The organism is Rhodococcus daqingensis (assembly GCF_042665615.1).
Taxonomy (GTDB): domain Bacteria; phylum Actinomycetota; class Actinomycetes; order Mycobacteriales; family Mycobacteriaceae; genus Rhodococcus_G; species Rhodococcus_G daqingensis.
Genome location: NZ_JBHTCS010000016.1, coordinates 91,311 through 104,195 on the forward strand (window position 1 = coordinate 91,311; position 12,885 = coordinate 104,195).

General features: G+C 65.1%; 4 protein-coding genes, 1 tRNA gene and 1 pseudogene. 5 read left to right on the plus strand and 1 reads right to left on the minus strand.

The features are described 5' to 3' along the window. Nucleotides 1-82: 82 nt before the first annotated feature. The 3 genes and pseudogenes from ACFQS9_RS13770 to ACFQS9_RS13780 all read left to right on the plus strand — a co-directional run. On the plus strand, nt 83-6,373 hold the full coding sequence (locus tag ACFQS9_RS13770; protein WP_378405541.1) for a neuraminidase-like domain-containing protein: 6,291 nt from the start codon (nt 83-85) through the stop codon (nt 6,371-6,373). A gap of 6 nt (nt 6,374-6,379) precedes the next feature. Continuing rightward, nucleotides 6,380-9,649, plus strand: coding sequence for a Tc toxin subunit A-related protein (locus tag ACFQS9_RS13775; RefSeq protein ID WP_378405543.1), 3,270 nt, complete (start codon nt 6,380-6,382; stop codon nt 9,647-9,649). A 373-nt stretch (nt 9,650-10,022) separates the two neighbouring features. Beyond that, nucleotides 10,023-10,499, plus strand: a pseudogene (locus tag ACFQS9_RS13780) (tyrosine-type recombinase/integrase); the annotation flags it as partial. On the opposite strand, the gene ACFQS9_RS13785 reads toward ACFQS9_RS13780, so the two are convergent. After that, nucleotides 10,485-10,561 (minus strand) — tRNA-Leu (locus ACFQS9_RS13785). The pseudogene ACFQS9_RS13780 and the gene ACFQS9_RS13785 overlap by 15 nt on opposite strands. 106 nt (nt 10,562-10,667) lie before the next feature. On the opposite strand from ACFQS9_RS13785, the gene ACFQS9_RS13790 reads away from it, so the two are divergent. Next, nucleotides 10,668-11,279, plus strand: coding sequence for an ANTAR domain-containing response regulator (locus tag ACFQS9_RS13790; RefSeq protein WP_378405545.1), 612 nt, complete (start codon nt 10,668-10,670; stop codon nt 11,277-11,279). A gap of 291 nt (nt 11,280-11,570) precedes the next feature. Next, entirely contained in the window at nt 11,571-12,797 is a 1,227-nt protein-coding gene (locus ACFQS9_RS13795) for a branched-chain amino acid ABC transporter substrate-binding protein (RefSeq protein WP_378405547.1), read from the plus strand. Nucleotides 12,798-12,885 lie beyond the last annotated feature (88 nt).

Here is a 12,885-nt window from a genome sequence, read left to right on the forward strand (position 1 = left end):
CTTCCGGGTGTACCGCGACGAGCAGAAGAGGTGCTGGTTCAAACGGTGGCTGCGAGCGCTGTTCGGGCAGCGCCGCGGTCGCGTGCTGATCGCCGACACGCGCGGCCGGGTGCAATGGGACCCGACGGACCCCAAGCGTGTGGTCGTGCTCGTAAATGTCGACAGCGAACGGCCCGGCCCCGCTGAGGGCGCGGTGGTACGTGGCCACGTCGTCACCGACCGCGGCACCGCGGTGGCCGGGCTGTATGTCGTCGCCGTCGATACGGGACTGCGGGGCGACACCGCACTGGGCGACGGAATCACCGACGCACGCGGCGGATTCACGATCGAGTACCCCATCGACAAGCTGGAAGGAAAACGGCTCGGTGATATCCAGGTGCGGGTACTCGATGCCGGCCAGGCCGAGTTGGTCCGTTCGGAGGTCTACTACGAGGCTCCGACCCCGCTGGATATCGACCTGGAGATTCCCTATTCCAAGGCGCCGCGGCCGGTCGAGCACACAGCGATCCTGGAGTCTCTGAATGCGCTGCTCGACAATGAACCCCTGGCCGACGTCAACGCCGACGGCGTGCGGTATCTCGCCAACCGCGGGAGCTGGGATCCCCGTTCCGTGGCGATGGCCGTGCAGTCCGAGCGGGCCGCAGCGGTGACGGGTATCCCGGCAGAACACTATTACGCGCTGTTCCGCACCGGCGCTGCGAGCGACCGCACGGCGGCGCACCGCCTGACCGACGAACGCCTGGTACAGGCGATCGAGGCGGCGACCAGCGCCGGCCTGATCGGTGGCGAGTACCCGATCGAACCGACCCTGCAGGCACATCGGGCCGCTGCACGCACCGCAATGCGCAGCTTCGTGCCCGACGGCGCGGTCTCGTCGCTGAACGACCTACTCGACATCCGCCTCGACGAGGACCAGAAGGACACTTTCATCGACACCCTGCGCGCCACCGAAGGCCAGGCCAGCGCGCTGTGGAGCAACCTGCACGACTCGGGCATGGACGAGCGGCTGATACGGCGGTTACAGACCGACGGCAAACTCGGCAACCTGACCCGCTACAACGCGCCGGTGATGAAGCGGCTCGTCGAGACTGCCGATGTGGAGACCACCGCGGACCTGGTGACCGCAGGGTTGTACGAGGCCACGGCGTGGCGGCCGATCATCGGCACCGACACCCCGGCGGGTGTTACGCCGGAGTCCTACGCCATCGGACTGGCCGCCCAGGTGCGGCAAGCCCATCCCACCCTCGTGGTGGCCGACCTGCTCCGCATGGGCACGGTTTCGGCCGGTCCGGCGCAGGCCAACCGCGCGGTGGCGGACTTTCTCGCCCGCGCAGACGGGGTGCAGCGGCTCGGTGCCACGCCGATCAGCAGCTGGGACGGCTTCGACGTGCTTGCGCCCGATACGAAACGCAGCGCCCTGCTGGTCGAACGGCTGTATCAGATCACCCCGTCGGACGGATCCATGGCAGCGCTGTCCCGGATCGGCGTCGGCGCGGCACACGACATCGCCGTCACCTGGAGCGAACCGGAGTTCCTCCGAGCGCACGGCCAGGATTTCCCGTCCCCACAGGAAGCCCGCCTGACCTACCGCAAGGCCCAGGAGGTACACAGCACCGCGTTCGCGATGGCGACCGGCTACCTCACCCAGCGAAGCCTGCCGCCGGTGCATGTGCTCGGCGGCCCCGATCTGCCCGACCCACCGCTGGCCGACGATGTCCCCGTCAAGGCAACGCTGGAGGGCCTCTTCGGGAGCTTCGACTTTTGCGCCTGTACGCATTGCCGCTCGGTGCTGAGCCCCGCCGCCTACTACGTCGAGTTGCTCGAGATGCCCGAGATGACCGATGTCGCACACGAGGGCGCCAACCCGATCACGAAGCTGTTCGCACGCAGACCCGACCTACGACACATCGTGTTGAGCTGTGAAAACACCAACGTGGTTCTGCCCTATGTCGATCTGGTGAACGAGGTGCTGGAGCACTATGTCGTCAACGGCGATCTGGATGAGTTCACTGGACACGAGACCGCACCGGGGGTCGACAGCGCCGACTTGCTGGTCGACCCGCAGTTCGTGCAGGCCGCGGCCTACCCTCCGCTGGCAGCAGCGGTTTTCCCGGCACCACTTCCTTTCGACATGCCGTTGCAGGCGCTGCGGCTGCTGTTCGAGGCCTGGGGGTCGACGCTGGCCGAGGCCCTCATCTTGTTCGGCCGTCCCGCCGACGCGCGAAGCCAGCGCCTGGTGCTGAACGCCGCGGAGCTGTCGCTGCTGACTGACAAGACCTTCCGGAAGCTACCTGAACTTTTCGGCGAACCCGCGACCGCATCCGTCGGCGACCTGAACGACGCGGTCGCCAACGCCAAGGTGTTCTGTCAACGGATCGCCGTGACGCACCTGGAACTGGACCGCATCCTCAAGGCCAGGTTCGTCAACCCCGGAGTCGAGCTGATCCCGCTGCTGAGGGCTCTGAAGGTTAGCCTGGACAGCATCCAGTCCTGGTTCGACGGAGACACCACCGATCAACAGCTGCTTGGCATGCTGCCTGACGATCTCGACCTCGCGCCCTACGGCGGCGACGTCCTCGGATGGCTTACCGAAAAACGCTCAATGCTGATGAGTCTGATCGTGCTTGCACCCGTCGCCGGAGCCGATCCCAGGGCGGAGGAGTGTGACTTCGAGGTACTGCAGCTGCGGCTATCATTGCCCGATCCCGACACCAACACATTGCGTGCAGTCGACTACCACCGAATGTATCGGTTCGTTCGGCTCTGGCGGAGACTCGACACCACGATCGAGGACGCCGACGACCTGATCGTGACGCTGCTACCCGTGGCGCCCCAGGACATCACCAGCGGCAACCTCGATGAGGTATTCACGACATTGATCGCCCGGCTGGCCAACTTCAAGCACGTGCTGGCCGAGCGCAAGGTCCCTCGCCCGAAACAGCGCGACTGGCTCGCACTGGTCGATCCAACACTCGACACTGCAGCCCGCGCCGAGCGTCTGGCGCCGCTTCTGAGGCTCGGGGCGACCGACTTCGCCAACCTGATCGCGATCACCGGCATCGACCCCTTTGCGGCGGACCTGGAGCACGAACTGCCGTCGTTGCTGCAGTACCTGCGCGCAGCGGCCGACATCGCCGCCTCCCCAATAAAAGTGGACGATGTCGAATTCCTGCTCCGAGATGGCGACCCCACGCAATCCCGTGTTCCGACCCCGGCGCAGCGCCGCGCGGATCTGCGCACGCTACGGGCCGCGCTCGCGGCCGTGGACGCATCGCTCGGCGATCCCGCGGCCGCCGCAGACCTCGGCGCCGCACAGGCCCGCATGGGGTTGGTGTACGACCCCGTGCTGGTGGCGCGGTTCTTCGGCGTTCTCACGGCGACCACAACCTACCGCGCCGTACTACCGACGATCGAGGAGACGATGCCGGCCAAGATCACCGAAGCGGCACCCGCTCTCGGCTTCGACCCTTTCAGCGACGAGCTGTCCTTCCCCGGCGCTATGCGCGATGCGGTCCGTGACGCATTGCACGCAGCGGCCGACACATTGGTCCTGGCTGACATGGATGTGATCGACGCCCAGGCCGACCTCGATGACTTCGTCACGGCGCTGAAGGCGGCTGTCACCACACTGCGCGACGCGGCCGCCGACGACGTGGCGGACCTGCACGCCGAGCATCCCGCCCTCGGGGCAGCTCTGGATGCCGCACTGGACGCGCCCAACCCTGCCGCGCAGGCCGCCGCGATCATCGACACCCTGCTGCCCGAGCTGCGCGCGCGGCTGAAGGCCACCGCGGCGCGTTCCTCGCTGGCAACTCTGCTGCGCACCGGAGAACCCCTCGTGGCCGCGTTGACCTCCGGTCCCGAGGTGCTCCGGGCGAACAGCGATCCGGCGAGGGGAATCCTCGACGACCTGCTCGCGTTGGACATCCCGGTTGCGCTCGACCAGGACGCCACGGTTGAGATGCTGGTCGATCCACCCGCCAGCGACGACTATCTCCTCTATGTCCAGGCCCCGCCGGGCACGCAGGTGACACTGCAGGTCGAAGGCGACACGGTGATTCCTGCCGGGCCGGTCGGTGGCGACGGCGAGATCGTGGGTGCGAACGCGGTGGCCCTGCTCGCCACGGTTCCTGTCCTTGTTTCCGTGACGTTAGCGGGTCTGCCCGCCGATGCCGCGGCGATCCTGCTGTGGCGTACGGTCGGCATGGCCAAGGAGCCGATTCCTGCGGCTCGCCTCGTCGCAAAGTCCGCAGCTAACGTCGCCGAGACATCAGTGCTGCGGCTGCGAAAATCGGCGCTGCTCGCGTCCGGCCTCGGACTGACACCGCGCGAACTGACCTTCGCGGCGTCCATCGCCCCCGACACCCGGGGAATCCTCAACGATCTACCGGTCGGCGGACCACCGGCCGCCGAGGATGTCGCGCCCCTGTGGCACAAGCTGGCGCCGCTGCTGTGGTTCGCGACGTGGAAGACCAGCACCGAGCCCGACGTGGACACCTGGGTCGACGTGCTGGAAACGAACGCGATGAGCGATGCCGACGGCCGGACCAGGGTCGCGACGATCGGCTCGTGGCGCCCCTCGGATGTCGCCGCCGCGATAACGTTGCTCGGCGCCGCCGGCGACGACACGACCCGCTTTACTACGCTACTGTCGGTTGCCCGTTTGGCCGAATACGCCGTCACGACCGGTCAAACGGTCGCGCACCTGACGAAATGGTCGGTTGCCAACCCTGATGCTGCGTTGATCGCCGAGATCCGCGACTCGGTGCGAGAAGTGCTCGACGGCGATGCTTGGCGTGAATCGATGCGCAGCATCAACGACCCGCTGCGCAACCAACGGCGCGATGCGCTGGTCGCCTACATCTTGGCGCACCGCCCGCCCACTCCGGAGGTCCGGACCGCGGACGAGCTGTACGAGCATTTCCTCATCGACGTACAAATGGACGCCTGCCAGCAGACTTCTCGCATTCGGTTGGCGTTGTCGACCGTGCAACTATTCGTCACCCGCTGCCTGCTGGGGCTGGAAGACGACGTGTCACCCGGCTCGATCCGCAAAGACCACTGGGCCTGGATGAGCCGCTACCGGGTATGGGAGGCGAACCGAAAGATCTTCCTCTGGCCCGAGAACTGGCTCGAACCCGAGCTGCGCGACAGCAAGTCGCCGTTCTTCCGGGAACTCGAGTCCGACCTGCTCAAGGCAGACATCACCATCGAACTCGCCGAGGACGCGTACCTGTCATATTTGAAGAAGCTCGACGACGTCGCCCGCTTGGAGATCGTCGGATGTCATCTGCAGCAAGGGATCCCAGACAAGACCGATGACGACATCCTGCATCTGATTGCCCGCACCAACGGCAAGACACGCCAGTACTGGTATCGCCGGTTCGAATACGGATACTGGACGCCATGGGAGAAGATCAACCTCAGCATCGAGGGCGATCTCGTGATCCCCACGATGTGGCGCAGTCAGCTGTTCGTGTTCTGGGTTACCGCAGTCGAGAAACCCCGCCCGGGCACCCAGGACACCACCGACGTGCCGTTCGCCCAGCAGCGCTGGACCCAGCCCACCAGCCGCGTCGACGTCGAGCTCACGCTCAACTGGGGCGAACTGTACCGAGGCAAGTGGTCCTCACCCAAGTCGACCAACATGGCCAAGCCACTCGTCCTCAAGGGTTTGCACGCCTTCGACCGGAAGAAGCTGCTGCTGTTCGCCCGCACGGACAAGCCCACAGGGTCCGCCGAGCGCCTCGTCTTCTACGTGAACTACTTCGACGGCGCTGCCACGAAGACCCACAAGGCGGTGTTCACCTCGAAGAACGCGGCACCGATCGTGTTCGCCAATGACACCGACACCGCGTTGCGCGACAACGTGGCGTTGTTCTACGGGGTGCTCGCCTGGGACCCCCAACTGGAATCGACGTTGGACGCCAACAGCCTCGATGTACCCCGGACGAACCTGACGCTGCGAATCAAGCAGCCCACCGACGCCTGGACGTCCAACGTGGACGAGACCCTGCTCACGAAGACGTCAGGGCTCCCTGGCTGGAACCTGCGCTCGGTAATGCATCCCGTCGAAAACCAGTGGGAAGCACCGATCTTCGCCTCCGACGAGCGCAGTGTGTTCCAGGTGCAGGGCGACGAGCAGACGGGAGGCTTCAGCTTGATCGACATCTACGTCCCGATCAAGGTCGGCAAGACCAAGTTCACGATCCCCGACATCTACCAGGAGATCGTCGTGCGTGATCCGCGAGATCCGATCTGGAACCCGCCGTTGAAAGCGTTCGTCAACCCGAGAATCACCAACATTCTGGGGAGCGACGTGGCATTCGCGCTGGACGGCGTGACATTCGACGCGACCGGATTGATGAGGTGAGGGGCGATGGCGAAGGAGGCTCAGTTCCATCTCTACTCGACACGGGTTGCGCTCGCAAAGGACGCGGTATGGGCGAGGTTCAACCGACCGAACCGGCAGGTGCGCTACCGCTTCCAGGCGCACTACCATCCGTTCACCGACGAGCTGATCGAAAGACTCAACGTCCACGGACTCGATGCCCTGCTGGATGCCGAGTGGCAGGAGAATCTTGCACGCGAGCTCACTCCGCAGACATACACGCTGGACGAATACACCCTCACACCCTTCCCGGCCGAGGCCATCGACGTCTCCGACACCGGCCCGTACTCGATCTACAACTGGGAGTTGTTCTTCCACGCGCCTGTGCTCATCGCCACCCACCTGTCGAAGAATCAGCGGTTCGCCGAGGCGCAGCACTGGTTTCACTGCGTGTTCGACCCGACCACGGAGGACGATTCGATCCCTGCGCCGCAACGCTTCTGGAAGTTCCTGCGGTTCCGCAACGAAACCACTCCTGACCTGATCGGTGAGCTACTTACCAAATTGGCCGAGGGCAAGGACAGCGACCTCAAGACCCGGATGGAGACGGCAATCCGAGCATGGCGCGACAATCCGTTCCAGCCGCATGTCATCGCCCGCGGCCGGGCACTCGCGTACCAACTCAACGTGCTCATGAAGTATCTCGACAATCTCATCTTGTGGGGCGACAGCCTGTTCCGGCAGCACACGATCGAATCGATGAACGAGGCCACCCAAATCTACGTGCTGGCTGCGAGCCTGCTGGGACGTAAGCCGCAGCCCAACCCGCCCCGCGGCGAACCACCGCGCCTGAGCTACGCGCAGCTCAAGGCCCGCGGCATCGATGCGTTCGGCAACGCGCTGGTTGCGATGGAGAACGCTTTTCCGGCGGACTCTTCGGGCGTGCCCAGCGCGGGGACTGCCGAGTCCAACGCGGCGTTCGGTATCGGCCGCAGCCTGTACTTCTGCATTCCGCCCAACGACATGCTGTTGTCGTACTGGGACCGGGTGGCCGACCGGTTGTTCAAGCTGCGCCATTGCATGGACATCGAGGGTGTGGTGCGCCTGCCCGCGTTGTTCGAACCGGAGATTGACCCAGGAGTGATGGTGCGCGCCGCCGCCGCTGGCCTCGACATCGCCGGCGTGGTCAACAACGTGACCCAGCCGGTGTCGGTGCAACGCGGACCGCTGCTGCTGTTGAAGGCGCAGGAGTTGTGCAACGAGGTCAAGGCGTTGGGCGCAGCCCTGCTGTCCGCGGTGGAGAAGGGTGAGGCCGAGCAGCTCGCTGCGCTGCGTCAGTCGCACGAGCTACGGACCCTGCGGCTGGCTCGTGATGTGCGCTTCCTGCAATGGAAGGACGCCGAATCGGCCACCCACGCGCTGCTGGCCAGCCGCGCCACGGTGTGGGAGCGCTACCGCCATTACAAACGCATCCTGGGGGTCGAGGCGGCGACGATCGACGCCGTCAAGACGGTGAACCTGGCGCGTCAAGAACTGACCGAGGACACCTTCGACACCGCGTACGCGGAACTGGTGACCGCCCACACGAAGGCCCTGGGACGCGAGGACTACCGCAAGGAAACCTCGGTGGGTGGCCTCATGGAGTTCGCAGGGAACGCCGTGGTGAGCGTGGTCGGCGGCGAATTGGGCAAGACCCTGCCGCTGAACAAGAACGAGAACGCCGAGCTGAACATCTTCCTGCCCACCGCAGACGCGTTCGCCCTGGTATCCACGGTCATGGGCATCGCGGCGCCGGTGCTCTCGCTCATCCCGCAGTTCGGCGCCGCAGCCAAGCCGATGGGCGTCGGTGCCGAGGTGGGCTTCGGCGGCATCCAACTCTCGAAGGCCGCGAGCTACAGCAGTCGGATCGCCGAGCAGGTCGCCACCGCGTACCGGAGCAGCGCCGAGCGGGCCGCGAAGATGGCCGGCTATTACCGCCGGGCCGAAGACTACGTGCTGCAAGCCAATCTGGCGGCCAGCGAACTGGAGCAGTACGGGCGGCAGATCGTGTCGTCGTTGCTGCGCGAACAGGTACTCAAACGCGAGTACGAGAACCATCAGCGTCAGATCGAGAACGCGGAAGCAGTAGACGCCTTCATGCATGAAAAGTTCACCAACGCCGAGCTGTACGGCTGGATGCAGGGACAGCTCGCCCAGGCTCACTACGAGGCCTACAAGTTCGCATTCGATGTAGCCAAGCGGGCCGAGCAGACATTGGCCTACGAGCTGATGCGCCCGGAATTCGATGAGGCGCGGATCATCCAGTTCGGCTACTGGGACGCCGGGCGCAAAGGGCTGCTGGCTGGGGAGCGATTGAGCCTGGATCTGCGTCGACTGGAGCTGGCCTATCTTGAGCACAATCGACGGGAGTACGAGTTAACCAAGCATGTGTCACTCGCCCGGCTGGACCCACGAGCGCTGCTGCGGCTACGCGCTACCGGCGTGTGCGAGTTCACCGTGCCGGAATGGGTGTTCGACCTGGACAGCCCTGGCCAATACCTACGACGGATCAAGACCGCAGCCTTGTCGATCCCTGCCGTCACCGGACCGTTCACCACTATCCACGCGAAACTGTCGCTGCTGCGCAGCAGCATACGAACCTCCCCGCTGCTGGGAGATCAGTACGCCCGGGCGACCGACGGCGAGGACAACCGGTTCCGGGACTACGCGGGCGCGATCCAGTCGGTGGTGACAAGCAGTGCACAAAACGACAGCGGGCTTTTCGAACTGAACCTGCGTGACGAGCGGAGGCTGCCGTTCGAGGGCGCGGGGGCGATCAGCGTGTGGCGCTTGGAGGTTCCTGGCGACATCGCACAGTTCGACCTGGAGAGCATCTCCGATATCGTCTTGCATTTGCGTTACACCGCCCGGGAGGCCGGCAACCTGAGGACTCCTGCCGTGGCATACATCACCGAGGAGGTGCTGGCCGGACCCGAGGCACTGGCGCGGTTGTTCTCGCTGCCGTACGACTTCGCTGAGCCGTGGCGAGCCTTCTCCGTCGCGGACAACGATGCGGACCGCGCGCTGAGTGTGTCCGTCACTCAGGATCACTTCCCGTACTGGGTGCGTCGTCTTGGGATGGAGGACCAGATCGTCGCGACCTTCGCGGTTACCGATCGGGCGAAACGCAAGCTGGTGCTCGCCCCCGCGGCGGTTCCGCTCACCGGCGACGCCGCCGAAGGTTGGAATCTCACAATCGACAACACATCGCCGGTGTTTCTGTTCCTGAAGAAACACAGGACAGAGAAAGTCAACATGACAGTCAGTTACACGGCGTGACCCACCGTTTGGTAGGGAACGATGCGCGTGTCGACCCCATCCGTCCGGCGGTATGAGATAGGCCCGACACCCCTACGAGGCCAAAGGGCTGGGAGGTGTGAGATGTCCAAATATCCTGCTCCACACCAGAATCGACTGTAGGTCCGTGATCGAGACACGATTCTGCTTTCACTCCGGTAGCGATCGGCGCGCTCGGTGCGCTCGGTGCGATCAAACTCGGCTACGGCCGATGGCGAAGCGCGGTCTCCAGACAGACCACGACCAAGCTCGCGGTGGGCGAGCTGGCCGGCCTGCACGTCGCGGACCTTGATCTGCGCGGCGTGTCCATGTTCGGCGCAACGCTGTCAACGCTGGCGGCCAGGTCGAAGTCGGTACACCCAAGACTCACGAGCAGCGTTCGATCCCGTTCCCCACGTTCCTCGTGGAGCCGCTGACGGCGGCGTGTGCGGGCAAGGGGCGCGATTACGGCGTGCTCCCCATGCGTCAGGGGCGGGTACGCGAAGTCTCCGGTGCGAACACGTGGTTCAGCGGTGCGGTGGGCCGCTGCATCGCCGAGGCCGACGGGTTCCCGAGGCTGACACTGCACGATCGGCGCCACACCGCGGCTTCGTTGGCGGTTTCGGCCGGCGTGAACGTCAAGGCGGTGCGGAAGGTGCGCGGACATGCTGCGGCGGCGATGACGTTGGATACCTACGTGGACCCTTTCGACAAGGACGCCGAGGCGGTCGCGGATGCGCACAATGAGCGGGTTTCGAGCGCCGATGTTGTCAGGCGCGGTGGGTTAGCCGCACTCCTCGGTTCAGAAAATGCGCTGACTAGCGTTTGCCGCTGGTCGTGGTGCCCTCGGTGAGACTCGAACTCACACTGCACGGGTTTTGAATCCGTTTCCTCTGCCAATTGGGATACGAGGGCTGGCGGTTGTCCACTGTAGAAGATCGTGTCGTCGCGTCAAGCACCGGTACCCTTCAAGGGTGCGGAGCCTGACTCGGGCGAGGCTGACGACCGAGGGGGACTGGTGATGACAAACGCTCCTGCCGCGCAGGGTGAGGCTGCCGCTGCCCGCCGCGTGGTGGTCGCCGAGGACGAGACACTCATCCGGATGGACCTGGTCGAGATGCTCCGCGAGGAGGGTTACGACGTGGTCGGCGAGGCCGGCGACGGCCAGCGCGCGGTCGAGCTGGCGGAGGAGCTCAAGCCGGACCTGGTGATCATGGACGTCAAGATGCCGCGCCGCGACGGGATCGACGCCGCGTCGGAGATCGCGTCCAAGCGCATTGCGCCGGTGGTGATCCTGACCGCCTTCAGTCAACGCGAGCTCGTCGAGCGGGCCCGCGACGCCGGCGCGATGGCATATCTGGTCAAGCCGTTCTCGAAGGCTGACCTGGTACCGGCCGTCGAACTGGCCGCGAGCCGGTTCGCCGAGATCTCGGCCCTCGAACGGGAGGTCGCGACGCTCGCCGATCGGCTGGAGTCACGCAAGCTGATCGAGCGGGCCAAGGGCGTGTTGATGCGGTCGCAGTCATTGACCGAGCCGGAGGCGTTCTCCTGGATCCAGCGCGCGGCAATGGACGGCCGGACGTCGATGAAAGCCGTCGCCCAGGTCGTGATCGAGACGCTCGACTCGAAATAGTCGGAGGCGCGCCGTAACCATTGCGCTAACGACGTGTTTCGGAATGCTGTTACGCAGTTTCTGCATTCGGTGACGAAATTGTGTGAACCTCATCAGTACGGCCTTCACCTGCGCTTTCCGTGTCTTACGTCCATTCCAGGACGTGCGACTAGTTAGCGTTACAAAATTACGGCTGGGTGGCGAACTACTTCAATGTGATGCACGGGCATTGCCGCGCGGTTATGTTTTGGTCCGGGCTGGCGGTCGGCCCCTCCGGAATTGTCCGGGGAGCACAGATTTCGGAGGTGGGACGTGCACCGTCGTACAGCGAGAGGCGCGTTGATCGTTGGAGTCGCCGCAGCGCTAGCCGTCGCGGGCTGTAGCAGCAAGTCCACTGAGAACGGATCGTCCGACAGTGGCGGAACGGGTGACTCCTCGGGCCTGAGCATCCAGCCGCAGGTCCTGCTCGACCCCCAAGGTGCGGAGGTGGCGAGTGTGGATGTCACCGACGCGGCCGATCCCGCCGGCGACGGCAACGCCACCTGCTCGGGCGTCACCCTCGCGATGGCGGGCGCGCTCACCGGCCCCAACGCCGCCCTCGGACAGAACATCCTCTATGGGGCGAAGCTCGCGCTCGACAAGCACAACAAGGCCAACCCGAACTGCCAGGTCGAGATAACTCAGTTCGACACCGAGGGCGACCCGCAGAAGGCCACCCAGGTCGCGCCGAACATCGTCACCGACCAGTCCATCATCGGGCTCCTCGGACCGGCGTTCTCCGGCGAGACGAAGGCGACCGGCCCGATCTTCAACCAGAGCGGACTGCCGTTCCTCACCGCATCGGCCACGAACCCCACGCTGACCGAGAACGGCTGGACCAACTTCTTCCGTGGCCTCGGCAATGACAACAGTCAGGGCTCCGTCGTCGCCAAGTACCTCACCGGCACGCTCGGCGCCGACAAGGTCTGCGTGGTGCAAGACGACTCCGACTATGGTGTCGGCCTGGCCAAGGTCGTCACCGAAACCCTTGGCGCCGCTGCGGATCCCGCGTGTTCGGCCAGTGTGAAGACCGGCCAGAAGGACTTCTCGGCCGCCGTGTCGCAGATCAAGGGCGAGTCTCCCGATGCGGTCTGGTACTCGGGTTACTACGCCGAGGCGGCCCCCTTCGTGACCCAGCTGCGCGAGGGCGGCGTCACCGCGACCTTCACCTCCGGTGACGGGACCAACGATCAGCAGTTCGTCGATCAGGCCGGTTCGTCCGCGCAGGACGCCATCCTCACCTGCCCGTGCGTCCCGGCTCCCGAGGCGCTGGCCGACGAGTACGAGGCCCTCAACGGTCAGGCGCCGGGCATCTACTCGGTCGAGGGCTACGACCTCACCACGATCATGCTCAAGGCGATCGACTCCGGCGTGAAGGACCGCGCCGGGATGCTCGAGTTCGTCAAGGGCTACGACGGTCAGGGTGTGGGCAAGAAGTACCAGTGGAACGACAAGGGCGAACTGTCCAATGCCCTGATCCAGATCTACAAGGTCAACTGAGAGAACGGATCCCGCAGCCGGGTGCCTGCTCGAGTGCAGGTCCCGGCTGCGTTGTCCGGGCGCCAGTAGCCTCCCGACCTTCGAAAGT

Coding starts and splice junctions, on each gene's coding strand:
- ACFQS9_RS13775 (WP_378405543.1), top strand. CDS start 6,380: ATGGCGAAGGAGGCTCAGTTCCATCTCTACTCGACACGGGTTGCGCTC.
- ACFQS9_RS13790 (WP_378405545.1), top strand. CDS start 10,668: ATGACAAACGCTCCTGCCGCGCAGGGTGAGGCTGCCGCTGCCCGCCGC.